This is a genomic window from Bacillus sp. FDAARGOS_235 (assembly GCF_002073415.2).
Taxonomy (GTDB): Bacteria; Bacillota; Bacilli; order Bacillales; family Bacillaceae_G; genus Bacillus_A; species Bacillus_A toyonensis.
Genome location: NZ_CP020437.2, coordinates 492,100 through 517,906 on the forward strand (window position 1 = coordinate 492,100; position 25,807 = coordinate 517,906).

Sequence of the window (25,807 nt, forward strand, 5' to 3'; positions counted from 1 at the left end):
CCTATATTTTAGGTGCAGCTTTCTTCTTTATTTTATTAATAAGTTCTATGTACTGAGAATCTCCATATCCGATTGCGTGAAAAAGATGGAACAACTTTATTAATAATTCTTGGTTTGATAATTCTTTATTTTTGTAGATGAATTTTGTTACAGCATTATCTTCTTTTAACATTTCTAAATATAACTTTATAGCCTGATACATCACTGGGAGTAAATCCACAGATGGTTTTCTATGGTTTACCAATACCTCTTTGTATACAGAACAATAGTTACCTAACTTAAGTTCAGTTTGACTGACTTTGAATTCATCTTCCCTAAAGCTATTTAAAATCACTCTCCCCTCATAGCCTGACTGCTCAAGATAAGAAAGTATTGTTACTAGGTTCATTTGGCAAAACATATCTTCACCAAACCATAAAACAATACATTCATAATTATTCTTAAAAAACTTTTCTAATGGATCTATAACCTTTTTTATATAATTCTCTACTGAACTATTATGCCCCCTTGCTCTTACTTCAATGAATTCTTCATCGAAAACTTGTGTACTAGTAGCATTTACACACATTGCTTCATTAAATGGGGCATAATCAGACTCTCCCATTAATTTTTCGTTTTTAAATTCTTCATACATAAATTGGCCATTTAATATATTTAGTACGTCTTTATCGAACAGTTCACATTTCCTATTTCGTAACTGCTCAACCTCTATTTTTCTAGAAATATTCATTTTAAACTCCTCTTCTTTATTTATATTGAGTTTAACAAATGATTGAACTGGCATCTTGTTAAGTTGGAAATCTTTTGGGGTTATACCAAAAACAGTTTTAAAAGCTCTACCATAAGCCTCTTGCGAAGAGTAATCGTAATCCATTGCGATATCTATTATCTTTCTACCGTTCGTCAATTCCTCCGTAGATAAATACAATCTTCTAAGAAGAACATAATGCCTAATGCTGACACCTGTTGCTTGATGAAATTTGAAAGAACAATAATAAGGGGAATATCCCATGTAATGCGATAATTTTTCCAATGAGAATCCCTTCCTCAAATTCTTCTCAATCCAATCAATCATTTGCTGTATATACTCATTCATTTACTTCACTCCCCACTAAAAATTATAAGAGGGATACGTTTCTTTTTTTTGATGTTTCTTGTGGTTTATAACACGAACCATTCTCTAAAATCCTTAAATACTTTGTTTTATATTTTTTCAGCTATCTTATTTTGTCATATATTCTATTCACTTTTCAATTTAACTTTAATCATTGTGGAGTGTTCCTACCCTACTAATTATTAACACGTAAATTACAGGATATATCTTTTTAAAGGATTTCATAAAATAAAACACGAATTTTGTAAATTAAGGAACTTTTAGTTTTTAGGTTGAAAAAATTTAAATATAGAGAGGAATTCAAAATGAAGGAATTAGAAAAAGAAATACTCACATTAGTAAACGAACGTTATCCATTACATTTTATTAACATTAAACCCATAACAAACGAAATGTATCAATGTAATACAGTACAAGGGAATTACTTCATTAGAATTACAAACTATAAAACATATGAAGAACAGTTAGAAGAAGTTAAATATACAAACTTTTTATATCAAACTGGATTAGGTGTTCCACCAATCATACCTTCTTTACAGGGGAATTTAGTAGAAAATTTAACATTAGACAAGGAGGTATTTGCTGTAGTTTATAAAGCTGCTCCTGGCATTCACTTACCAAGAAGTGAATGGAATCCCGATGTATTTAAACAATTGGGTCAAGAAATTGGCAAATTACATCTGATATCTCAAGACTTTGAAAGTATTGAACGAGTTAAACATATTAATGCTTGGTATGAAAATGAAGAATATAATTTCCTTAAATATATCCCTAATGAAGAGACTATTATTAGAGAAATTGCATGCGATGTTTTATCTTCCATTAAGAACCTACCAAAAACATCTACGAACTACGGCCTGATCCATGGAGATTTATGGTTAGAAAACATTTTAGTTGATAGCGATTCAAACTTATCCATGATTGATTTTCAAGACTGTGAAAAACACTTTTACATATTCGATTTAGCAGTTCTAATTTATAGTGCAATAGAATATTCATTTGCTGGAAATGGGAATATTGTTGACTATGAGAATTCTATTACAAAAGCGATACTTGACGGGTATCAAGAAGAAAGAGAACTACCTAAAGAAATGATAGACAAGCTTCCGTTGTTTATCAAATTAAAAGAGATATTTGAATATAGTTTAATGCACATGTATTGGAATAAAGAAGAATTAACTGAGAATCAAGTACGGATAATGAATCTTTATAGAATGAAACTTGAAAATAAAGATTCATTAATCAAAATGTAAAGCAAATGTGGTTTAGCTACAATAGTTAAACCACATCCTATATAAGGATAATTACTTACTGGATTTTATTTGTTTTTTAATTATACATACTGATCTAACACTCCATTTAAATAAACTGCGTTATGCGGAGATATCTTCTCAGCAAATCTAGCTGTAATAATAATTGGAGCCCATTGAAAAATCTCATCTCTTGATAGGCCAGTATTTCTACAATACATATGTAAATACATTTCAGCTAATTCTACTGAGACCTGAGCGTACAATAAGTATGTACGAAATACATCTGCACGGATATCACCTGAACTTGCATCTATCCAGTCTATAATTTTTACGTTATCGTTACTCAAAATCAAATTAAACGGATGAAAATCTCCATGACATAGCCTAGAATCAAATACAATTGAATCTAATTTTTGTAAAATATTTTTCTTTTTGTTTTTATCCAATTTATGAACAGATTTAATTTGACGCTCTAACCTTTCTCTCATTGGTTCCATTTCATCTATATTCACACGTATAGCATGAATCTTTTTTTGTTCATTAACACAAATATTGATGTAATGTTTTGCCTTATTTAGATTATTAAGCAGGAGTTCGCCAATATTTTCTCCTTTTACATATTCCATAATAATTACCTGTCTATTTTGTATCTTTGTCACTTCAAATACGTTCGGAACTGGTAGTCCGCATGAATAAGCATATTTTTGTTTTTTTGCTTCATTTGTAGACTCTGTGTTTGGAAGGTATTCCTCAAATAATTTAATAACTTTATTTTCATGAAGATATATCTTCGCTGTATTTCCTTTGGCTATCAACTCACCTAAATTCAAATCTTCTCCTCCTTAAACTATATAGTATTATTACTACACCTTTATTTTAAATTCACTGTAATGTTAGGGAATCCTTCTACTCATATAAATCCTGTCATTATAAAACCTTTGAAATAATAAATGAAAAATACGTATTAAAAATAGCCATATAATTATTTTCTGCATAATTATATGGCTACTTTAATGATGTTCATAATTTTTTGTTTCGTTTGACTTAAATAATTTTTATTTTTAGTAGATATTAATATACCAATCGGAATGTTAGAATTAAAACCCTTAATCTTAAAAGATAGTACTTCTTCATTCAAAATTGTACCTTTTGGTATAATTCCTATAGCATTCTCAAAGAGCATTTGTGGAATAAGGTTCAAAGCACTACAATTGTATACTCTCTTAAAAGACAAATTATTTTCCGCTAATAAAGAACTTACAGATTGATATGAAAAACAACTATTTTCACCTACAATTATGGGGTAATCTATAATATCAAATACTTCAACAAAATCTTTTTGTAGTAAAGGATGATTCGGATGGTTTACTATAAATTCAATTTGTTCATCACTTATTGGAGTGAATTTTATATTCGAACCATTATTATGTCCACACACCGCAAAATCGACCTTATTTTGTTTAATCATCTCTGCTAAAAGTGCAGTATTTCCCACTACAAAATCACAATGTATATATGGTTTTTCATCGTTTAAAAACTTTAATATTATTGGAATTAACCTTTTAGCAAAAGATTCTAATAGACCAATCCTTAAACTCCCTCTCTCTTCATTACTAATACGTTGTGCTTGAGATTTGGAATACTCCCAATGTGTTAATAAGTTTTCTACTTCCTCTGCAAAGAGTTTTCCCTCTTCTGTTAATCTCGCATCCCATCCTCTTTCAAATAATAGAAAACCTATTTCATTCTCTAGCTTTTTTATATGTGCTGTTACAGTTGATTGGGCATAGTTTAATTGTTTAGCAGCTTGTGAAAACGTTCCTTCTTCAATAATTTTTTTAAATGTAATTAATTCTTTTATTTCCATTTGACACACCATCTTTATCGATTTTATTGATAATAAGTTAATATATTTTCAATTATACAAATGAAATGATTGGAAGTAAAATGAATTCAAAAGAAAGGAAGTGCTCTAATATGCCATTTGTTACTGTTTATCATCCTGAAGAATTATCCGATAATAAGTTATTAAAAAATGTAAGTATCAAAATCCATCATTCATTAATGGAACATTTTAATATCCCCGAAAACGATTATTTCCAAATGTTTTTACCTTATGCATCCCATCAGCTGTTTTATGATTCTTCTTATCTATTAGAGGATTCAACAAAACGATCTAATAATATGATTTATGTTTCAATTACGTGTGGACCAGGAAGAACAATGAATCAAAAAAAGGATTTGTATAATGCTATAGCAACTACCACGGCTACTATATTACACATCTCTAGTGCTGATGTTTTCATTACTTTACATGAGACATCAATTGAGAACTGGTCATTTGGTCAAGGAATAGCTCAAATGTTACATCAACATAATAACTAGATTTTATATTCTTTAAAACAATATAAACTTACCGCTCTCTATAACTAAATAGAAAGTGGTAAGTGTAATTTACTAGCAATATCAGAACGGAACTCTGGTGTATACAAGACAGTAAACGTATATCCCTGCTCAATAAATAATACTTCATTATGTTTACATTCATATGGAACACTATTTTTCTTCAAATTATTTTGTATTCGTTGTAAAAATGCTTGATCTGGTGTTCCGAAAGAAACATGTACTTTTGGTGGTAAAGCTTTCATAGCAATTGGAATCCAAGCTCGCTGCCACCAAGTTGCAACAATGTATGCAGTGCCACCTATAACAAAGTTAAAAATGTCCCCATCTTCCATCGTTTTCATATTTAGATTTGATTTCAACCACTCCGTAAATACAGGTACACTTTTAACAGGAAGACCAATTTCCCTTACGTATAAAACGTTTAACGGTGAATGTGAAACTAATACCTCTTCATTAATATAACTATGTGCGATAATTTCAAGAAGATTTCCATCACCGTCTTTAAAGTATAAATTGAATCGACCGCTCTCCTCGTCAATTGTATGACCATCTTTCCATTTCACAATGAGTAAACCAGATCCTTCAAGCCAGTTTGCTGTTTCTTGAAATTTTGAATATGGAATCTCAAAAGCGAAATGCGCAGGTGCAATTGGTTCATACACTTCCTGAAAACTAATTGTTGTGTATGGCGTTACTTCAAATTGAATAAATGATGCTGTTTCTTTTTTTATCGGAAAAGATAATATATCTCTGTATACTTGTTTTACTCCTTCTATAGAAACAGTTTGTAGTTTAATATCTGAAATGTGTGTAATCATTATAATAAACCTCCAAATTCATTATTTCTATTAGTATTGTATTTCAAAAACTAACAGGAAAAATCCATCTGGAGATTGAAACTTTAATTAACAAACTACTACTTTTGTATTAGAACTGTTGCGTTAACATTTCAGCTAATACAATCTAAGCTTTAAGCAGTTTGCGTTTTAGTACAAATAATTAGTATGAACGACCACTTCAAGATATAATGAATAATATTTTAAGCTAAAAGGAGTGTTGTGTTGTGACGCAAAGAATTTCTTACTATGATGCTGCACCTGATGCTATGAAAATTATGATGGACATGGAAAAGTACACAAAACAATCCACGATTAATCGAACGACTAGAGAACTTATTAAAATTAGAGTTTCTCAAATCAATGGCTGTGCTTACTGCATAGATTTACATACATCTGATGCACGAAAAATGGGAGAGACTGAACAAAGAATTTATTGCTTAAGTACTTGGGGTGAATGTACTTTTTATACAGCGGAGGAAAAAATCGCAATTGAATTAGCTGAGCATATTACACTTATTCCTACTAAAAGAGTTCCTGATTCCCTATACAAACGAGTATGTGAACATTATGATGAAAAACAATATATTGACCTTGTCTTGATTATTAATCAAATTAATAGTTGGAATAGAATTTCTATCGCGATGGGAAATACACCGGCAAAAAAATAACACTTTAAGCAAACAACTTGCTCAATACGTTTTATTACATCCACTTCAAAAAGGTTGATTCTAATACATTACAAGAATCAACCTTTTTAAATTATATTGGACTTTACCAATGTTTTCTTATTTCTTCTACTATAACCTCCGGATAATCCCAATGTAACAGATGGGTAGAATTCGGGATTAGTTTTACTGTCGCTTTTGTTCTCTCACTAAAAATACTCGCTGTCTTCCCTCTATACTCATCCCAAATTTCTGGTACTGTAGCACGAAGTAATATTATATTAGATGGTAACTCCTCATATATATCCATTATTTCATCCTTGTGCATACCCTTTACGATATTACCAGCTGTTGTACCCCTCGCATGCCAACATACTTTATTATCTATTTCTATACCAAGATCCTTAACTGCAAGTTCTAATAATGGAGACCATCTTGTATACACTTCTTTTTCACTTTTAAAGAAATCATCCCAACTATTAAATACATACTCTTCAAAGTCCTTTTCATAATAAGCAATTTCTTCTTCCAACGTTTCTTCTTGAAGCCTTTTCGTTTGGTACCCTCCATCAATGAGAATACTCCCTAATACCTTTTCTGGATTATGTAACAAATAAAATAGCGCTACAAAACTTCCCCACGAATGTGATAGAAAATAAAAATGTTCAATTTTCAGTTCATTTATTATTTCATTTAACCAATTTGCTAAGTTTTGCATCTCATAATCTTCTGTTCTTTCAAATGGCGGTGTTTTACCATGCCCAGGTGCATCAATGGATATAAGTCTATACTCTTCCTTTAGTTTTTCTGCGATTTCTATAAAACTTAAACTTGTACTACCTAATCCATGTAAACAAAAAATAACGGGTTTATCATTTTCTCCCCACTCAGTAATATGTACGTTTAATTTTTCATTGTTAATATAGTAACGTTTCAAAACAGTTATCCTCCATATTTTAATTTTCAAATTTACATTATGATTATTTCTACTTTTTTCAAGTTTACCCTGCTTTTTTCTATACAAAAAAGCAAATTTTCTTTAAAAGAAAATCTGCCTTTACGCTAATGTATATTATTATTTAACAGCAATAATCATAAACCTCTTTGAATTCGTACGAATCCCCTTTTCAGAACTATTCGCGTCGATGAACTTTTGTAAAATAGTAAAATCCTCTTCCTCTTCTCCAAAATTAGGAATAATAGGCGTATGTTTTAATAAAAAAATGAGATCTTCAGGTGTACTGTAATAATCGGTAACATCATATTCACGTACTTGCACGAGTTCAAATCCTGCACTAATAAGTTCACTCATATACTTTTCTTTTAAAGTGCCATCTCTTTCACCTAAGCATTGTCCTCTGCCAAATGCTTCTTTAAGGTTTAATTTATCATGTTCACAAACTTGTTGTGTTAAGAAAAAAGCACCTTTTTTCATTACTTTTGCTAACTCAGATGCTAGAAACGGTGCATGACAACTAGAAGCAATATCAAAATAAGCATGCGGAAACGTTAAAGCTTCAGAACCCATTTGGAGAAACTCAACATTTTGTACACCTACTTTTTTCAAGTTGGAATGTGCTGTTTCAATCATGCCATTAGAATTATCTATTCCAATTAACAATTTAGCTGAAGATGCTATGTTAAGTACATTCTCTCCTCCACCTGTACCTACATCAAGTAGCATGTCTGATGGTTTGCATCTTTCTTTCACTTCGCCATAAAAGTCCCAAGTGTCTCCTACCGTTTCACATTTCAGCTTACTGAAATCCCACCCATTTAATCTTCCTACTTTATCATAAAAGTTTTTGTATTCTAATTCGTTCATTTTATTATTTCCCCTTTGTAAAATGCATGAAATGTTTAATACTGACGATCCTCGATATAGACTCATAGTTTATATTCTCGTAAAGCTTCTTTTATATCTAGTATGCATTTTTTCAGCCCCGAACAACTAGTTACTTCGAATAATATAGGATTTCATCTACCCCATCTCAATTCGAAGATTCTATGTATAATAACATGGTTTAATTATATATAATAAAATATAAATTATCAAAAAAATACTTTTCCGCAAAATCATTTAGTTTACATAATAATTTTATAGTCTATTTTTATCGATGAATTCTAAATGTCCTCTACCCCAACCACACATACTATCCAACACCGTGCTTACCGTTTTTCCATGCTCAGATAAACTATATTCTACTTTAGGTGGTATTTCTTGATACATTTCACGTTTTATTAGTTGATCTTGCTCTAATTCACGAAGCTGCTTCGCTAATGTTCCTTGAGATATATCGGGTATTAATCTCTTTAATTCACCAAACCGTTTCGTTCCATCTGTTAGCAAAATAAATAAAATCAATGGCTTCCATTTCCCACCGATTATTTGTAATGTCGCTATTACCCCTTTTAATTTAGGTTCTTGTAAATCCATCTTCTCACCTCTCCCATCCCATCATAGATCATAATAAATCATTTTTCATGTTTATTTCTCCGTTCACTACTTCATTAGTACGAAAGTTGCGACTAAGTACAAGTAAAGTGCCTACTTTTCAATAACCATTTTTTAACGAATAATAAAAGCAACACATATTTATTTTTAATTTTATATTAAGGGAGAGGCTTAATCATGTCTTTTACTACATTAAAAGATAAACAAATCGTTATTATTGGTGGAAGTTCTGGTATTGGATTAGCGACAGCAACACAAGCAGTTGAACAAGGCGCACATGTTATTATTGCCGGACGCTCGGAAGAAAAGCTAAAGGCTGCTCAAGAATTAATAAATAACAATCACCTTCAAACTTATGTATTGGATAATCAAAATAAAGAGCAATTACAAAATTTTTTCAAAGATGTCGGGAAATTTGATCATTTATTTACACCGGGGGCTTCTTACACACTTGGACCAATAACCACTACAGAGGAAATTGCTGAAAGTAGCTTTATCGGAAAGTTTTGGCCTCAATATTATGCCGTGAAATATGCCATTCCTTTTCTTTCAAAATCAGGATCTATCGTGTTAATGTCTGGTGCATTTAGCCAAAGGCCACTTAAAGGTGCTCCTGCTTATGGAGCTTGTAATGGTGCTATTGAAAGTTTAGGAAAAGCTTTAGCTGTTGAATTAGCTTCGATTAGAGTTAATGTTGTTTCTCCTGGAACGATACAAAGAGAGAATGAACAAAACGAAAAAAGACTAGCTGCTTATGAAGATTATAAGTCTCTTTCTCTTGTAAAAAGACCTGGGCATAATGATGAAATTGCACATACTGTCCTGTTTTTAATGCAAAATGAGTTTACTACGGGTAGTGTATTATTTCCTGATGGAGGATACACATATCATTAAATTAATTTTATTCACCTGTATATTATCTTAAGGGCTTTACTTAAAACACAATTTCAATTAGATGAAAAATATTTTTAAGTACCTCATTTATTCTCACATTCAAACTTATAGTGAATGAATCCAACAGACACACCATTTTTCTATACACTTTTGAGTACAATAAAATAAAAAAGGCATAAAATATGCCTTTTTTTGCTTATTTGTTGATTGGATAACAAACCTCTGTAACCCACTTATTAGGATCCGTTTCCATCGCTGGGCTCACATGATAAATATTAAACATTGGGCCTGCTAATTCGTAACCTTCCGTCTCAATCCATTTTGCGGCTGCTTCATTTACGTTTGTCATTTGTTCATAACTTCCGCTTACTGTTATAGAAGCTACTTTGATTGGCTCTATTTTTTGAAAATGAACATCTTTTGTATTTTCATGCTTTCCTAAGATATTTAGCTGTATTTCTATATCCACATCATTTTCTTTGTATTCTTGATCATGGAAGACAGCGATACTATAACTCGGGTGAGCCATACTAATATTTTTCATATGAATTTCTTGCATTAATATACTCCATAAATCGCCTTCACAATTATACGATGGAATAACCTTTCTAACAGTAGCTACATTTCTTTCTGGAATTTCTTTTATTGAAACATGATAGTTCATCTCAACAACATCCTCTCTCATCGTTTTCATTGAGTTTCCGAGGAGACGTAATTGTTTTTGGAGGTTATTCATGTCTTCTTTAATTTGAGTACTACGATTTAGAAATTGCTCCTTTATACTATCCATATTATCGCATTCTATTATTTTTTTAATGGTAGCGATATTAAACCCCATATCTTTAAACGTTTGAATTTGATTTACTTTCTTTAGTTGAGCCGCTGAATAATATCGATAACCACTTTGCTCATCGACTTTTACTGGCTGTAATAGCTCCACTTTATCGTAGTGTCTCAACATACGTATACTAATGGAAGATAATTTTGAAAAATCTCCAATTTTAAACATGGTTTCCTCCTAAAAATTCTGTCTACTTCGAATCTCAACTTTATTTTAAACAATGACATCGTGTGAGAGTCAACTACTTTTAACGATTAAAACAACAATTAAATATATTATATTTACATAATTAAAATCACGTATTATCAATTTAAAACAGATCAGTTCAACTAAATACAAGTAGTGCAACTTAATTATTTTTCTCCAGACATTCATAAACCACCATCATATCTCGTTTATCCAACTCACGAATACGATTAAAAATCGGTATTTGTGCAACGGCCTCCGTTAATAAACTTTCATCCACAACATCACTAACTGTTCCAGTTAACCATGTTTGCACATCTATGCCATCAACAATTTCTTTAAGCCCTTCATCATTAATACCACTTGCATTACAAGTGACACATGGAATTGTTAATTTAAACACGCCATCATGTAGGTTATCTTCAGTTATAACTTTCTTTCCGTTACAGAATGGACATGGGTTGCTTTTTTTAATTTTATTAATTTGTGTAACTAATTTTTTGTAACCAAATGCTTCGTAAACATATGTTAGTTTTTTATATTTTCCATTTGTGAAATACTGATCTATAATGGTTTCTCTTGTTTCATACACATTAGAAAAATCACAAATAGTTACTTGATTATTGGCGCTAATGGATTCTATATTCCCTTTAATTTCGTCCCAGAATGGTAAAACATTTTGTAACACTATTTCATAATTTGAAAAACTTGCTTGTTCTAATTCGAACATTTTCAGTGCAACTTGCACTTTTCTTGGCAATAAAGAAACATCTTCCGTCAATCTCATATTTCCACCTATTATAGACTTCAATTTAACGAGTGCCGGTAAATTACCAACTGTGTTCAACACTTCATCCATAGGCTGATTAATTATTTCACGAATATCTGAGTTTCCAAACTTAAGCGATTTATGATGATTTAAAACCGTCCCCTCACAAATTGGACATGTCACGATTTCTTTAGATTCCTTAATTTGTTCTTTAATAGCTGCTTTAGAAATCACAATATATCCACCAATGATCGTATTAAATCCTACCCATGTTCTACGTGTCTTACCTTTCTTATCATAAAATGATTTTTCAAAATACCCGTACCAAAATGTATGTTTTTCCTCTTCTGACATATCATTATAGCTCTTTGATAAATCATGACCGAGTTCATTTTTAATTTCTTCAAATAAAAATTCTATTTTTTCATATTGATAAAATTTCAATACTTTCATGATTTCCGGATCGAATAAACCACCCCAAAATGGAACATTTTTATCTTGTATTGTAATGTCTTTATTAAAGATTTCAATCTTAAGGCGACCTGAACAAGACGGACAGTGATTATCCTGTGAATAAAAATCAAAACTTCTCGTATCTTTATTGGTTGGATGGGAAGCTATAATTTGATTAATTAATCCACCAATCTCATATAAGAAACTATATTGACTATACAAATGTCTTTCAAGATCAATAGCAATTATTGGTGCAATTGTATCAGATTCATATTCGCCATAAATTAATCGGGCCATTGATGATAAACTTTTTAAAATACCACCCTTATAAACGTTTTCAGCATTTTTAAAATAGTTATTATGATTTTCTTTTACATAGTGAATTCCTTCTTTACGCTTTAGCGTTGAAGAAATATGTATTTGCGCAGCCTTTTTCACACTACTCTTTTGACGATAATAATCATTATGACTAATAACATCAAGATGTTCTACAGATTCAAGCTGTCTTTTCCCAAAATCAACAATGTAATCCGAACTTTCTAGCATGTAACTATTATGTTCAATCATTATGATTGAGACTGATTCATCTTGTAAAATCCCTCTGACACTATCTATAAATTGATTTAAAATATTTTGTGATAAACCTTTTGAAGGCTCATCAAAAATAAATAAAGTATGTGGGTTTCTTGTGTTGGCAAATAACTCCGACACTAAATGAACACATTGAAACTCACCTGTTGATAATGTTTGTGTTTTTCTTTCTAATGTTAAATAGCCGAGTCCTAATTTGATTAGTAAACTCAAGCGCTTATATGCGATATCTTCATTTGGAAGGTCATCAATAATATCCTCAATTGAACGTTCAAAAATATCATCAATTTCTTCACTATACTTTGTCAGTTTCTTTTTAATATCAAGGAAAGTAGCAACGGTTGATCGACTTGTAATTGACTGATTGCGATCTTGTCCTACCATAACAAGTTTGTCTTTTGGATATCGCTTTTGAAAATCTTTAGCGATACATTCATTAACAAGTGTAGATTTTCCACATCCTGATTCCCCTGTAACAGTTACAAGTCTATTTTTAGGAATCTGAAATTTAGTCATTTGGATATTTCGACAATATAATTCATGGAATGTATAATATTCTGTTGGCATTTCGTTATTTCGTTCTGATAGTAATGGCTTTGGCCTTGGTGATTCTTTCACAATTTTCCCGCCATATTTTCCACTACCAGGTCCAAAGAATAATTGCTCATCAGTTGTATCCAGTACTGTATCTGAATGATCAATGAGCCAAATTTGATTTTTGCACCCTAATTTTTTGATCTCTTCTAATATTTGTAATAATGTTACGTGATCAAGCCCCACAGAAATCTCATCAATAATAATTACTGCATTTTCACTTACTGCCATGAATTCAGCTAAGTAAAGTCGTGTTAATTCTCCACCTGACAACGTACCCATAATTCGATTTAATGTTAAATAGCCAATGTTCATATTAATAATATTTTGCAGTATATGCTGTTTTTCTTCACTAATATTTAATTCTTTTGCTAGTGAAAGAATAGATTCAACACTTAAATCATTAATATTTGAAATTGAATGCGGATTAGCGAACAAATCAATTTCATATTGTTCAATTTCTTCACTATAACGTTTTCCCTTACATTTTTTACACTCAACATTTTTTGTAGTACCACGACCTTTACAACCAGTACACCACCCTAGTTGATTATTAAATGAAAAGACCTCTGGAGAAAGATTAAATACTTCAGCAAGTTTTTCCCGAACCGCTGTAAAAACACCAGTATGAGTACCAATCGTTGAACGCGGATTAGATGAAATCGATGATTTTCCTAGAAAAAGTACTAATGGCATTTCTTCCATCTTAATAGCACTAAAATTTGTTTCCATAATGTTAGGAAATAAATATTGATATTCAGCCTTTGGTAATAAAGAAACTAATCGTTTTTTTGACTCTTCACCAATTGTTTGGCAAAAAGTTGTTTTACCTGATCCAGATAAACCAGCAATTCCAAACGATTTATTAAATGGTATAGTTGCATCCAATTTATTTATGTTATTTGCAATTAATTGATTTACTTTCATATTAACCTCTATTCTTATCTTCTTAAAAAATCATTTTTATAATATAATAATTACATAATTAATATTACCTATTATGTAATTATCCTTTCAGTTCATGAATCTTGACCTTGTATTTTCCAAACCATTGTTGCCACTCATCTTTTGGAAATTCTTTCTCTTTTCCTTCTAACACGGAAGAAAAAAGTTCTAAACAAATATGCCAACCAGCAATATCTTTCGGTGTATGATCTGTTAATTCATGAATGAATTCTTTAAGAAGTAATAGGGATCCATTTCCTGCTTTATGTATTTCAAATCGGACACGATCTTTATCCCATTTGAATTCAAGTACTGCATTTAGTTGACACTCTAAAATATCAATATTTAAAAATGAACCGTCCATCATATCGAACTTTATCATTCCACCTGTTTTAAGGTTTTCAATCTGCAAATTAGACATCCATTTTTTAAGCTTACTGTTTTCAGTTAACACAGACCAAACTTCCTCTATCGTATAAGGAAATTGGCGTTGAAATTTTACAATATAGCCATTAGATTGTTTCTCTATCTCAGCTAACATATTTATTCCCCTCACTCTCGTGTAGAATGTACGTTCTTATTTTACACGAATTTATGCATAAAAGAAATCTATATGGCAACTAAATATTAATTTAATGTGTAGATGACATTTTGAAAATTGATTGATTTATTATAATTTCAGCACAAATAAAAAAGCCGCATTTGCGACTCATGAACTAATACCTACTTGATTTGAATGACTTATCTTTTAATTGCGTCAACAATTAACGATGGAAAACCAAGTTTATCGCCTCGATTCCTAGAATCATACCTTTTCGAACGGAAAATAACCCCGTCATTCGCATCCCAGTCGTTGTAATAAAATTGACCATTTTCATCACAATACTCAAGTAGAACTACCTCAAATCCAGCCGTTTCAAACATTTTCGTTAATGTTTTGTAATTATGAACTATTTTATGACTTGCAGCAGGATGATCTTTCGGACCAGGGCCCCCTATTTGAACTATATTTTGATATGCCTCATCCTGAAAGAATGCATCAGGGACTCCGCACCGAATATGACCAGATGGTTTTAAAAATTCATAACAAATTTCAGCTGCTTTTACACCTTCTTCAAACGTAAGATGTTCCCATACATGCTCAGCTAAAATAGCTGAAATAGAATTGTATTCAAATCTTTCTTCCCAAGTGGTATTGTCTAGTAAATTAAGTTCATCTTCTTGCGTTTGAATCCAACCTGGATTATTATTAAACACTCCAACTACTACTTTAATTTCATCTTGTTTTATTACCATCATTTTCACCCCGTAAACATTTTGATTTATTAATATATTCTATGTTTACTATAACCTTTCCTGCTGCAACAAATTAAGAAACATATATCCCTCCTCTAATATGAGAGAAAAGTTTAAAGTAGTTTCTGAATGAACTAAGAAGCAAATTGGATTTATTAAATAAAACCATTCAGTCGAATGTAACTTTTCTATCATTCCATTATATGGTACTTTAGCGAAAAAATGAATTGTTAAACGTCATAAAAATATAGTGATTATTATCACAACAAACGAATTAAGTGGAAATTCAGTAGCATGAGCCCGGTACAATACCGAATTCATGCCATTAAAATTGTCTAATGCAAAATCTGTCTAACGTTATGAAAACAGTTCATTATATGTACTGTTTTTATAACTATTTACACATGCTTTTTCTTACAGAAATATAACACACCAAACATTACCAAAATACCAACCACATAAAAAATTGTTGTACCACTGCCACCAGTATTAGGAATCATCCAATTATTCTTCGCATTTTTTACTGTTATTTTTTGTGTCCTTACTGCCTCTGTAATTTCTACCTCTATTGGATCTCTAAGTAACATATATCCGTTTGGTGCTTTTATTTCTTTAATCGTATATTTCCCTAGTACTAATTGCCTGGAAATCACCTTTCCTTTTTCATCTGTTGTTAATCTAGCAACTTCTTTCCCTTCTTTATCTAACACTTGAAATACAGCACCTTTTAGTTTTAAATTGATATCCTTGTCATCCACTTTCTCAATTTCAATTTTCCCACCCGGATCTGGCAATTTCTTATTTCCTATTTTCATTTCTATCACTTTATCTTTTTCTACTTTTACAGCTACTTTATCTTTCAATAATTCGTAACCTTTAGGCGCTTCTACTTCCACTAAGCTATAGTTTCCTATTGGTAAATCTTTAGATATCGCTTCTCCTTTTTCATCTGTTATTAGCTCTCCGACTATTTTTCCCTTTGAATCTTCTATATGAAACTTTGCTCCTGCTAGCTTTTTATTTTTATCATTTGTGTCTACTTTCACCAGCTTTATTTTCCCTATTGGATCTGGCAATTTTTTATTTCCTATTTTCATTTCTATTACTTTATCTTTTTCTACTTTTACAGCTACTTTATCTTTCAATAATTCATAACCTTTAGGCGCTTCTATTTCCACTAGGCTATAGTTTCCTATTGGTAAATCTTTAGATATCGTTTCTCCTTTTTCCTCTGTTATTAACTCCCCAACTACTTTTCCGTTTGAATCTTCTATATAAAACTTTGCTCCTGCTAGCTTTTTATTTTTATCATTTGTGTCTACTTTCACCAGCTTTATTTTCCCTATTGGATCTGGCAATTTTTTATTTCCTATTTTCATTTCTATTACTTTATCTTTTTCTACTTTTACAGCTACTTTATCTTTCAATAATTCATAACCTTTAGGCGCTTCTATTTCCACTAGGCTATAGTTTCCTATTGGTAAATCTTTAGATATCGTTTCTCCTTTTTCCTCTGTTATTAACTCCCCAACTACTTTTCCGTTTGAATCTTCTATATAAAACTTTGCTCCCACTAATTTTTTATCATCATTATTACTATCTACTTTTTTTATTTTTATTTTTCCTGTACTAGGCTTGTTCCAATGTTTCCAGTTAAATTTGAAATTGTGAAATTCGAATCCACCAGTTTGTTGCACTGCACCGACAAATGCTTGTCCATTAATTGAGCCGCCTTTTGTTTCTAATACAGCATTTGGAGCAAATACACTTCCAACAACACCATACCCCTCTGCTGTGATTTGTTTCGCATTAGGAAATACCCAAATCACTTTCCCATATAGCTCAGTAAACGGTGAATCTGGAGAATAGGGTTGTGATGTAGGAATTATCTCTGTAGCCCTTCCTATATTATTCGTGTCATATAGAATAGACCCATTTTTAAATGTAACCTCTCTTGCATCCGAGTACATAACAATAAAATCTTTGTCCTTAGCATTGGGTAAAAATACATCTCTTATTTCTAAATTTATTTTCCCTGTCAATTCTGATGAAACATAAATATTAGGATTGTTTATCTCTTTTCCGATGCCAAAACTCATATTTGGAATTGAGGTATTCGTTTTATATTGACCTGCATTTTGATTGACTTGGTTCACTATGTTACGGAACTCATTAAATTTCGCATCAATTTCTTGCTTTTCTTTAAAAACAATACGATCATAAGAAGATTGTATTGTACGATCTGGATCACTCTCTTTTGTCATAACGACTATTCCGTTTTGAATGATAAAAGATTCATCTCTTGATTTTTTAAATTTTCCAGACAATAACAAGGACGGATATCCTTCATCACTCCATTTTTCGCCAGCTATATTAGATGTACCTGCCGCTGCACCTACAATCGTATAACCTGATGCATCCATATCACCTTGAACTGCGATTGCACCTTCAACGTCTCCACCTACTGCTTTATGGTTACCAAAGATAACTGCATTATAACGCGATATGTCACCTAAACCTTTTAAGTCTACCGTGGATCCATAAACTTCTTTTGGTACATATATGACAAAACTTACACATATCATTAACAAAACCATTAAATGAATACTTACCAGCTTTAATCGTAGCCTCAATTTCCTTGTTCCCACCTTTACCGTATTTTTCTACTGTCAAAAAAAGTGAACATTAATCAGTGTGGATTTACTTCATCCCTTCTATACCTTCCTTACTTATCCCTAAATTAATGGATCCACTGCCCGTTATTGCGGGATACATGCAATTTATCTAGTTATTTTTTTCTTATAAATTACGACTAGAAACGCACATAACAATAGGATTGGAACTATTACAACTATTACCGTCCACTTATTAAACATAAATACCTCTGTACTTATTTCTTGTTTTTCTTTCTGGTTGAACTCTACACGCTCACCTCGAACGAGCAATCTATTTGTATTTACTCCATAAGGCGTACATGTAATTAATGTTGTATAATCTTTATTTTCCACAATTTTCAAATCGTCCGTTTCGTGTGGTAAAACTACTTTAATTTGATCTACTTTATAAGCAAGAATTTTGTCTAAAGAGTGAATATAAAAAAGATCTCCTTCACTTAACTTATCTAAATCTGAAAATAACTTTGCTGATGGTAAACCACGATGTCCGGTTAAAATAGTGTGCGTATTCTCACCACCTACCGGGAGTGACGAATAATCTAAATGACCTATCCCCCGACTCAATACTTCTTCAGAGGTACCTTGATAGATTGGCAGTTTTATTTTAATTTTCGATATTTCAATATACCCCATTACATCACCTAAATTTAACGCATCGGCATACGCTTGTTGATTTCTATTTTCCTCAGCAAATGGATCTGCAAATGTTTTCGTGGAAGTTTGAACTTGTTTATTATAGTCGGCTGCTTCTTTTTCCCTACGTTCAATTTCTTTCTTTTGTAGCGCTTTAATCTTCTTATCATAAGAACTAATCTCAGAATAATGAGCACGAGTCGCCAACCAATTACTAATAGTAGGATATAAAAAAATACCTAATCCAAATAAAAAAATACCTCCTAAAAAAAGATTTCGTTTCATATTTCCACCTCTGTATATACTAAAATACCGAAAAGAGGAAAGCATTTTGCTTCTCCCCTTTTCACATCACATGGTTACATGTTCCTAAAACTTTATTTATTAGCAAATTTTTTTCTAAAGAAAACAAACGCTGCTGTAACCATTAACGTAAGGCCTAGTACAGTAAAAAGAGTCGTTCCTATACCACCGGTTACTGGAAGAATCCATCCACTTTTATTATTTTCTATCGTTAATTTAACCGTTTGATTATTTTCGCTAACCTTTACATCAATTGGGTCTTTTAATAATTGATAAGAAGCTGTTTTACCATCTTCTTTTGTATATGTTGGTGCTTTCGTTTCAAAAATTTGATAGTCTCCGTATGGAATGTTAGACCACTTAATAACACCATTTTCATCTGATACACCTATTACTTCTTTTCCTGCTACAACAACTATTTTCCCATTTTTATCTTTAAGTACAAACTCTGCACCTTTTAATTTCTTCTTATTATCACCATCAATTTTTGATAACTCAATAATTCCGGTTGTCGGAACAACAACTACTGATTTAGATTCTTTTTCTCCAATTACATCATTTTTATTTGTAAAATCAATTTTTGCTATATTTAAAATTTCCGAACTAGATGGTACTCCTTCTTTTACTTGTGATTTAATTTGTAAATGAAATTCTTTTTTACCATCTAATTTTGTAAAATCTTTTACTGTAGCTGTTACTTTTTGACCTTCTACAGCTACATCTACAACGCTTGCATTTACTTCCGCTCCATCAATCTTCACGATTGGCTTTCCTTGCATCACTAATCGATTGTCCAAAGTATCTGTTACCACATATTTTTTGTATTCTTTAATGTCTTCTGGAATTAATGTTTTAATATCATAATTGTAATTAGTTAACGGATTTATTGGTAACGCTTCCAAATTACCATTAATCTTTTTATCAATAGTTGGTTCTTCATAGTTTTTCAATTCTACTTTAACTACTGTACCAGAAGTAATTGTTCCATCTTCATTAATTGTTCCTGAGTTCTTAATAAAAAACTCGCGTTTAGTTGGATCTATTACATAGCCTTTCGGAGCTTTTGTTTCTTGGAAATAGTATTCTCCATACTCTAATCCTTGCACACGAATATGACCATTAGCATCCGTTACTAAATCTTTTTTCACTTCTGTTCCATCTTTTTTAAATACAGAGAATGCTGCACCCGCTAATGCTTTATCGTTTGCACCAGTTTTTATTAAATCAACTGCACCGCGTTTAATCTCATTTTTTGGATACATATGAACATCATAGTTTAACACCTTACCCTCTTTATTCGTTAATGGAATATCTACTGTATACGTATTTGGATTTAGGTTAACATGTGGAGGGCCTGCCACCTCTTTCACTTCATAACGTCCTAGCGGAAGATCTTTTAATACAGCTTGTCCGTTATCATCAGTTACTACTTGAGATGGAGTTGCCCCCGTTACAGGTTTCACATCTTCTTTCACGATTTTCCCATCATTTGAAATTTTTTCAAACGATGCAACCTTTTTTACTTCAAACGTTACACCTTTTAACGGCTTCACATTTGTTGGCACCTCTTGATTTGTGGAACCATCACCTTCTACTCCTGTTGTTCCCTCTTTTTCTTGTTCGTACTTATGAATTGTTAAAGAACCTTTGGTTGGTGAAGCTGCCTTTACTAATTCATTAGACCACGCTGAAAATGTTAAGAATACAACTAGAAGCACACTTAATATTTTTTTCATTTCTCTATTATCCCCTTTACTACTTCTATCATTTTAAAAATCTATTTTTTACTATTACCATCTAAAAATAAAATTGTGTACAAAGTATTAGCCTTGAACGAATAACATAAAACATAGTTGTCCCCACACCCCATTGTTTACAATCACTTATTCACTGTTCTTATTTCTACTATTACGTCGTCTCCCCGTATGATATATGTAATTTTCTCTCCTACATTTCACTTATGTCTCTACTTCAAAAATAATTATTATTGTTACATAGTAGCTTTCATCGCTAATTTTTACTAATTACTTAGGCGCCAATTCGTTAATCTCCCCCTCTTATCTCTATTTGAATCCAATCTTAAACATTTTTTGATACATGTTAGCAGTAACTAGCAAATAAGTGTGATGATTCATATTTTATGCTACTCCCCAAAACTATTACCTGTATATTCAAATAATATGTGCTATCCATGTTAAATTATGGTATTATTCTTAGAAGTTTATAATTTTTATTGATAAAGTTTTTCCGTTTCTACTTATGAAAAAAGGAATATGTGTTTATTCAACTATCACGCACAACTGTAAGGAGGAAGAATATGACTAAAAAGCTCAGTCTAGTTGAGATAGAGTACATTTGCAATATGTTTTTCCAATCTTTTGAAGTTCCAGTTTGTTTTTTAGATTGCAACAAAAATATTCTTTTAGCTTTTACATCAAAAAATGATTCACTTTCATTGTATACATCAAAAATAGAACAGTTACATATGCTTTATCAGAGAAATGATTCATATAATTCTCCCATCTTCAGGACTCATCAACATCTAGGGCACTTCATTTTAATTCACATAAAGAGCGATTATATGGTGAACGGCACTGTTATTATTGGACCTGTAACAGATGTAAGCTTTTCTAAAAACGAAACGGATAGCAGCTTTCATTTTATGCCGAATTATAAAAAAACAAGAGACTATTACTTTTCATTGTCACTTAAAGATCAATATTTCTTTGTAAATATGGCGATTTTGTTCCATAACATTCTTTATAAAAAAATTTCAAATGTAAGTACATTTGCAAATAAAAGTGACTCATTTCATGTAAGTCATAGCAGTATCTTAAACGAAGATGTATATACTTCAATGCAAAAAAACGAATCTATCTGTCATAATTTGTATTTAGAGCAACAACTACTTGGAGCTATAGAAAACGGGGATAAAGAAACAGTACTCAAATATTATTATGTATTCCAACAAGAGACTCTTTCATCATTATCTTCATTCCATCAATTAAGACGTCATAAAAACATTTGTATTTCATCTATTACACTCGCTACTAGATATGCGATAAAAGGAGGGCTTCCATCTGGAATTGCTTACAAGATTTATGATCTACATATCCAAAGAACAGAACATTTAAAAGACAAAGAATCTGTTTGGGATTTATTAAAAAATGTTTTCTGTACTTTTGCAGACCGTGTAAAGGCACAAAAAGCACAGCAACATTCACAGACTATTGCTATTTGCAAAAACTACATTTTCAAAAACATTTACAATCCAATATCAGTTAAACAACTTGCTACATTTTCAAACGTGAATTCGGATTATTTATCTATATTATTTAAAAGAGAAGTTGGTATTTCATTAAGTGAATATATTCAGCGTGAACGAATTGAAGAAGCAAAGAAATTATTAACTTTCACAACCTCTTCCTTATCTGACATCTGTGCTTCACTAAATTTCACTGATCAAAGCTACTTCACTAAAATTTTCAAAAAATTCACTAATGAAACACCTGGTAAATACCGGAAATCTCATGTTGTCATATAAGTGAAACTTCCATTAATACAAAGTGCTTTCAGTAATTAATGCATGGCTAATTAAAACTACCCCAACATTCATGAACTTTACGATTCAGGCCATTTTTAAACAAAAAACACGTTACTATTCTTTTATTTTAATGAGAATAGTAACGTGTTTTATATGTAATGTATTTCTGTAGACAGAATCGCATCCAAGCGCAAAGTTTTATGGAAGCCAAATGTACCTCCTAACTACTAAAATCTTAGTAAGTAAAAACCTTATCTAATAATTATTGTGTGTACAAAATTCCAAACTATTTATCAGCTAGTGACATTCGCCCTTCGGTACCGATAATATAATTTACGCCTAAGACACACTCCCTTTTTTGTTTCACATATTTTTCACTTTGTTTTTTCTGGATTATGAATTCTTTTCCTCAAACGAATGATACCTATACCTACTATTATTTATGTGTCTTTCTAAATTTACGAATCAAAGTGAGTACTGTACCTGCAATAACCATCAACATGCCCATTACTGCACTGTTAGTTGTACTTGCACCCGTTTTTGGAAGCTCTTTATATGTATATTCTTTTTTATCTGAATTACTATTGTTTGAGATATTACTATTATTAGCAAGGCCATTAGCTTTGCTAGTGTCTTTATCTTTCACTAGTACTTTTTGTATTGCCTTTACCTCATTACCTACGGAATCTCTGACACTATATATTATTTCATAAGTATCAGCTTTAGATGTATCTACTTTACCATCAACTTTTACTTTAGAACTAAGGTCATCATTCTTTTTATTAGTAGCTGATACTCCTACCATTGGGTCAAATTGATCATTCTCATTAATTGTAGTTGTAGCAGGTACTTTTAGTATTGGTTTTTCATTTTTAACTTCTTCTCTAACTTTAACCGTTACAGTTTGTTTCGCAGTTACTTCATGACCTTTAGAGTCGGTAACTGTGTATGTTAATACGTAAGTACCAGCTTTAGATGTATCTACTTTACCATCTACTTTTACTTTAGAAGTAAGATCGCCATCTTCTTTATCAATAGCTAACACTTCTGTCATTGGAACAAATGAATCTCCTACATTAATAGTCACTCCAACAGGCACTGTTAATTTAGGCTCTATATCTAATATTTCTCCATTTTCCTCTACAATTACAGTCTGCGTAGCCGTTGCATTACCCCCTTGGGAATCGACAACCAAGTAGTCCACAATGTATTTACCTGGTTTAGATGTATCTACATCACCTTTATGCTGTACTCTAGTTGTTAAATTACCATCTTCTTTATCAGCAGCTGTTACATTTCTCATCGGGTCAAACGTGTCACCTACATGTAATGTAATTGTAGACGGTACAGTTAACTCTGGGACTTGGTTTTCGGCAGTTTTTTCGTTTTCTGTCACTGCTCCCTTAATTTTTGCTGCATCAAAAGCTTTTTGGACCGCTTGAACCTCAATTGAGTTCGCTCCATATTTGTTTGTTGCAACTTTAAGGCACGCTAATCTCAATTCTGAGAAATTAGAAGTCATGTTCAATTCATCAGTATTTGCATAGTAGAAAATATCAAACATTTTATCTTCACCAATACCATTTACAGTTACACCGTTATGAGTACCACCTTGAGCAATTAAATACGCAACTTTATTAATAATACTTGAGTTGAAATGAATGCCTCCATTATCCTCTCCATTTAAATCATTATATTTACTATAATCATCTGGATATGGTACTCCATTTGAATAATTGATTGAAGATGGATTTTTCATATTACGGAAAACCGATCCAGTTTGTTCTCCTGTTGTCCAGTTAAATTTTCCGTTATTTATGTATTTCTCAATAGCCGTTCCCATAATATCAGATAACGCTTCGTTAATTGCACCAGATTCTCCGAAAAATTCAAGGTTAGATTCGCTAGAGGTAACCGCATGTGTAAATTCATGGCCCACTATATCGAACGATTTCACCATGGGGTCACCATATATAAGCATACTAATATTATTAATATTAGCACTAAATGCATTCTCCCAATTTTTAGGGTTATTTGTTCCTCCAGAATCCCATGCATGTACAACTGATACTACTTTTTTTCCCTTATTATCAAAACTATTACGCTTGTATTTATCTTTATAAAAATCATATACCTTTGTTGCTAAAAAATGAGCACTTACCGCCTTTGGATCAGTAAATGTTGGTGAAGTGCTAGTTACTAATATACCAGGATAATATTTTTCTTCATTTGTAATATCTCTATAATTTACATCATATGTCTCAATTCCTTGCCCTCTTGTGTAATCAGCAAGAGCATATTTCCCATTACTTTGTTCAGAAATACCAAAAGTGCGAGTTATACCTAAATCATCTTTCCCTGTTCCAGTTAGTGATACGAAATTGTTTTTTTTACTTTCCTTTAAAGGTTCAACATGCTCTTCACTTACTTTTAAACCTGATTCTTGTACCATATTTTTCAACATTTCACCATTATCGGCATTCACTAAATAAGTTCCAGATACATAGCTTGGTGTTGCAGCAGCAAATGTAACTTGATATGCATTTGAAGCTTGTCCATTATTTTCATCCACAAAAATAACTTCCTTAACTTCTGGTTCAGAAATGAACTTGATATTGCTCCCGTACTTCGTATAAATATATTGTTTGGCTTCTTCTTTTGATAGCTTAATAGGCTTTTTCAAATCTTCTTGTTTTAAATTTTGCGCGCTATCGCCTGAAACACTTTTAATAACACCCTTATTATCTACGTGTGCAGTTAATTGATGGCCATATACTTCTTTTCCTTCGTATGTTTGCTGCATACGTACGAGTGTAGTCCCATCATACGAACCACGTTTTTGAAAGACTTTATAATCTACTCCTGTTTCTCCATTGATTTGCTTTGGAGAAAGCGCTTGTTCTGTTTTCTCCTTAAGTGCATCCTTTACTACATTTTCTGGTGCCTTTTGTGACGGTTGTGTAAGTTCACCTGAGCGGAACGATTCCTCCTGCATTTGAACTTGTAGTTGATCTGTTTCCTCTGCATGACCTATTCCGTATGGCGCTACAGCTGTTAAAGCCAATCCTGTTGTTAATGCAACTATAGCTATTTCTTTTTTATTTTTCATGATATTTACCTCTTATAATTTCCTAAAATATAAAACTGCTAAAAATTATACTATTCATTCGTATCAAAAAAAAGAAAATAAAAAGTATATAAAATTAAACAAAATCGTATAATTCAATGATGTTAATTCATTATTTAAATATAGTTATTCTAGAAAAATCACTACTTTTAATGAACTTTTCTTTTATAGATATATATAATGGTTGCACTACATCGCTATATATAAGATTCGATAAATTAAAT

Annotated in this window: 20 protein-coding genes; 5 read left to right on the top strand and 15 right to left on the bottom strand. The window is 31.5% G+C overall.

Features of this window, described 5'->3' with window-relative positions; translation table 11 throughout:
* Position 1: 1 nt before the first annotated feature.
* Entirely contained in the window at positions 2–1,096 is a 1,095-nt protein-coding gene (locus A6J74_RS04240; protein WP_001008133.1) for a helix-turn-helix domain-containing protein, read from the bottom strand.
* 323 nt (positions 1,097–1,419) lie between these two features.
* Between A6J74_RS04240 and A6J74_RS04245 the strand changes: the two genes are divergently transcribed.
* Positions 1,420–2,367, top strand: coding sequence for a phosphotransferase enzyme family protein (locus A6J74_RS04245; RefSeq protein WP_000661041.1), 948 nt, complete (start codon positions 1,420–1,422; stop codon positions 2,365–2,367).
* Between the two features lie 80 nt (positions 2,368–2,447).
* Here the strand turns inward: A6J74_RS04245 and A6J74_RS04250 are convergent, their stop codons facing one another.
* The gene (locus tag A6J74_RS04250; RefSeq protein ID WP_001048445.1) at positions 2,448–3,197 is read right to left on the bottom strand and encodes an aminoglycoside phosphotransferase family protein; all 750 of its coding nucleotides are present in this window, start codon (positions 3,195–3,197) and stop codon (positions 2,448–2,450) included.
* Between the two features lie 167 nt (positions 3,198–3,364).
* Complete coding sequence (locus tag A6J74_RS04255; protein ID WP_000403086.1) at positions 3,365–4,234, bottom strand: LysR family transcriptional regulator; 870 nt, start codon at positions 4,232–4,234, stop codon at positions 3,365–3,367.
* A 110-nt stretch (positions 4,235–4,344) separates the two neighbouring features.
* Here A6J74_RS04255 and A6J74_RS04260 point away from each other — a divergent pair, with 110 nt between their 5' ends.
* Complete coding sequence (locus tag A6J74_RS04260) at positions 4,345–4,752, top strand: tautomerase family protein (RefSeq protein WP_001117403.1); 408 nt, start codon at positions 4,345–4,347, stop codon at positions 4,750–4,752.
* 44 nt (positions 4,753–4,796) lie between these two features.
* Here the strand turns inward: A6J74_RS04260 and A6J74_RS04265 are convergent, their stop codons facing one another.
* Complete coding sequence (locus A6J74_RS04265; protein ID WP_000627950.1) at positions 4,797–5,591, bottom strand: VOC family protein; 795 nt, start codon at positions 5,589–5,591, stop codon at positions 4,797–4,799.
* A gap of 245 nt (positions 5,592–5,836) precedes the next feature.
* Between A6J74_RS04265 and A6J74_RS04270 the strand changes: the two genes are divergently transcribed.
* Positions 5,837–6,280: a carboxymuconolactone decarboxylase family protein gene (locus tag A6J74_RS04270; protein ID WP_000194102.1), complete on the top strand. Its 444-nt coding sequence runs from the start codon at positions 5,837–5,839 to the stop codon at positions 6,278–6,280.
* A gap of 103 nt (positions 6,281–6,383) precedes the next feature.
* On the opposite strand, the gene A6J74_RS04275 is transcribed toward A6J74_RS04270, so the two are convergent.
* The 3 genes from A6J74_RS04275 to A6J74_RS04285 all read right to left on the bottom strand — a co-directional run bounded on the left by A6J74_RS04275 (position 6,384) and on the right by A6J74_RS04285 (position 8,714).
* Positions 6,384–7,214 carry an alpha/beta fold hydrolase gene (locus A6J74_RS04275; protein ID WP_000833435.1) on the bottom strand — a complete coding sequence of 277 codons (831 nt, stop codon included), beginning with the start codon at positions 7,212–7,214 and terminating at the stop codon, positions 6,384–6,386.
* Between the two features lie 138 nt (positions 7,215–7,352).
* Positions 7,353–8,102 carry a class I SAM-dependent methyltransferase gene (locus A6J74_RS04280; RefSeq protein ID WP_001003847.1) on the bottom strand — a complete coding sequence of 250 codons (750 nt, stop codon included), beginning with the start codon at positions 8,100–8,102 and terminating at the stop codon, positions 7,353–7,355.
* A gap of 273 nt (positions 8,103–8,375) precedes the next feature.
* A complete protein-coding gene (locus A6J74_RS04285; protein WP_000365532.1) occupies positions 8,376–8,714 on the bottom strand; it encodes a winged helix-turn-helix transcriptional regulator in 339 nt (112 codons plus the stop codon).
* A gap of 195 nt (positions 8,715–8,909) precedes the next feature.
* On the opposite strand from A6J74_RS04285, the gene A6J74_RS04290 reads away from it, so the two are divergent.
* Entirely contained in the window at positions 8,910–9,626 is a 717-nt protein-coding gene (locus A6J74_RS04290) for an SDR family oxidoreductase (protein WP_000011251.1), read from the top strand.
* A 196-nt stretch (positions 9,627–9,822) separates the two neighbouring features.
* Here A6J74_RS04290 and A6J74_RS04295 read toward each other — a convergent pair whose 3' ends face one another.
* The 7 genes from A6J74_RS04295 to A6J74_RS04325 all read right to left on the bottom strand — a co-directional run bounded on the left by A6J74_RS04295 (position 9,823) and on the right by A6J74_RS04325 (position 20,648).
* Positions 9,823–10,635, bottom strand: a complete 813-nt coding sequence (locus tag A6J74_RS04295) for a MerR family transcriptional regulator (RefSeq protein WP_000472652.1) — start codon at positions 10,633–10,635, stop codon at positions 9,823–9,825.
* A 181-nt stretch (positions 10,636–10,816) separates the two neighbouring features.
* Positions 10,817–13,987 (bottom strand): ATP-binding cassette domain-containing protein, encoded by a 3,171-nt coding sequence (locus tag A6J74_RS04300; RefSeq protein WP_000867744.1) that lies wholly within the window; start codon positions 13,985–13,987, stop codon positions 10,817–10,819.
* A 79-nt stretch (positions 13,988–14,066) separates the two neighbouring features.
* The gene (locus A6J74_RS04305; protein ID WP_000879009.1) at positions 14,067–14,546 is read right to left on the bottom strand and encodes an SRPBCC family protein; all 480 of its coding nucleotides are present in this window, start codon (positions 14,544–14,546) and stop codon (positions 14,067–14,069) included.
* Positions 14,547–14,746: 200 nt separating this feature from the next.
* The gene (locus tag A6J74_RS04310) at positions 14,747–15,304 is read right to left on the bottom strand and encodes a class I SAM-dependent methyltransferase (RefSeq protein WP_002109459.1); all 558 of its coding nucleotides are present in this window, start codon (positions 15,302–15,304) and stop codon (positions 14,747–14,749) included.
* 395 nt (positions 15,305–15,699) lie between these two features.
* Positions 15,700–17,934: an MSCRAMM family protein gene (locus A6J74_RS04315; RefSeq protein WP_001239491.1), complete on the bottom strand. Its 2,235-nt coding sequence runs from the start codon at positions 17,932–17,934 to the stop codon at positions 15,700–15,702.
* A 147-nt stretch (positions 17,935–18,081) separates the two neighbouring features.
* Positions 18,082–18,894 carry a class C sortase gene (locus A6J74_RS04320; RefSeq protein WP_000827934.1) on the bottom strand — a complete coding sequence of 271 codons (813 nt, stop codon included), beginning with the start codon at positions 18,892–18,894 and terminating at the stop codon, positions 18,082–18,084.
* A gap of 92 nt (positions 18,895–18,986) precedes the next feature.
* Positions 18,987–20,648, bottom strand: coding sequence for a SpaA isopeptide-forming pilin-related protein (locus A6J74_RS04325; protein ID WP_000722899.1), 1,662 nt, complete (start codon positions 20,646–20,648; stop codon positions 18,987–18,989).
* Positions 20,649–21,229: 581 nt separating this feature from the next.
* On the opposite strand from A6J74_RS04325, the gene A6J74_RS04330 reads away from it, so the two are divergent.
* Positions 21,230–22,456, top strand: coding sequence for an AraC family transcriptional regulator (locus A6J74_RS04330; RefSeq protein ID WP_000162857.1), 1,227 nt, complete (start codon positions 21,230–21,232; stop codon positions 22,454–22,456).
* Between the two features lie 436 nt (positions 22,457–22,892).
* Here A6J74_RS04330 and A6J74_RS04335 read toward each other — a convergent pair whose 3' ends face one another.
* Positions 22,893–25,565: a M4 family metallopeptidase gene (locus A6J74_RS04335; RefSeq protein ID WP_000791124.1), complete on the bottom strand. Its 2,673-nt coding sequence runs from the start codon at positions 25,563–25,565 to the stop codon at positions 22,893–22,895.
* Between the last annotated feature and the right edge of the window lie 242 nt (positions 25,566–25,807).

What these genes read in the sequence shown, in the direction of transcription:
- A6J74_RS04335 (WP_000791124.1), bottom strand. Translation starts at nt 25,565, where the DNA reads ATGAAAAATAAAAAAGAAATAGCTATAGTTGCATTAACAACAGGATTG.
- A6J74_RS04240 (WP_001008133.1), bottom strand. Translation starts at nt 1,096, where the DNA reads ATGAATGAGTATATACAGCAAATGATTGATTGGATTGAGAAGAATTTG.
- A6J74_RS04295 (WP_000472652.1), bottom strand. Translation starts at nt 10,635, where the DNA reads ATGTTTAAAATTGGAGATTTTTCAAAATTATCTTCCATTAGTATACGT.
- A6J74_RS04285 (WP_000365532.1), bottom strand. Translation starts at nt 8,714, where the DNA reads ATGGATTTACAAGAACCTAAATTAAAAGGGGTAATAGCGACATTACAA.
- A6J74_RS04305 (WP_000879009.1), bottom strand. Translation starts at nt 14,546, where the DNA reads ATGTTAGCTGAGATAGAGAAACAATCTAATGGCTATATTGTAAAATTT.
- A6J74_RS04255 (WP_000403086.1), bottom strand. Translation starts at nt 4,234, where the DNA reads ATGGAAATAAAAGAATTAATTACATTTAAAAAAATTATTGAAGAAGGA.
- A6J74_RS04310 (WP_002109459.1), bottom strand. Translation starts at nt 15,304, where the DNA reads ATGATGGTAATAAAACAAGATGAAATTAAAGTAGTAGTTGGAGTGTTT.
- A6J74_RS04330 (WP_000162857.1), top strand. Translation starts at nt 21,230, where the DNA reads ATGACTAAAAAGCTCAGTCTAGTTGAGATAGAGTACATTTGCAATATG.
- A6J74_RS04325 (WP_000722899.1), bottom strand. Translation starts at nt 20,648, where the DNA reads ATGAAAAAAATATTAAGTGTGCTTCTAGTTGTATTCTTAACATTTTCA.
- A6J74_RS04245 (WP_000661041.1), top strand. Translation starts at nt 1,420, where the DNA reads ATGAAGGAATTAGAAAAAGAAATACTCACATTAGTAAACGAACGTTAT.
- A6J74_RS04260 (WP_001117403.1), top strand. Translation starts at nt 4,345, where the DNA reads ATGCCATTTGTTACTGTTTATCATCCTGAAGAATTATCCGATAATAAG.
- A6J74_RS04320 (WP_000827934.1), bottom strand. Translation starts at nt 18,894, where the DNA reads ATGAAACGAAATCTTTTTTTAGGAGGTATTTTTTTATTTGGATTAGGT.
- A6J74_RS04290 (WP_000011251.1), top strand. Translation starts at nt 8,910, where the DNA reads ATGTCTTTTACTACATTAAAAGATAAACAAATCGTTATTATTGGTGGA.
- A6J74_RS04300 (WP_000867744.1), bottom strand. Translation starts at nt 13,987, where the DNA reads ATGAAAGTAAATCAATTAATTGCAAATAACATAAATAAATTGGATGCA.
- A6J74_RS04280 (WP_001003847.1), bottom strand. Translation starts at nt 8,102, where the DNA reads ATGAACGAATTAGAATACAAAAACTTTTATGATAAAGTAGGAAGATTA.
- A6J74_RS04265 (WP_000627950.1), bottom strand. Translation starts at nt 5,591, where the DNA reads ATGATTACACACATTTCAGATATTAAACTACAAACTGTTTCTATAGAA.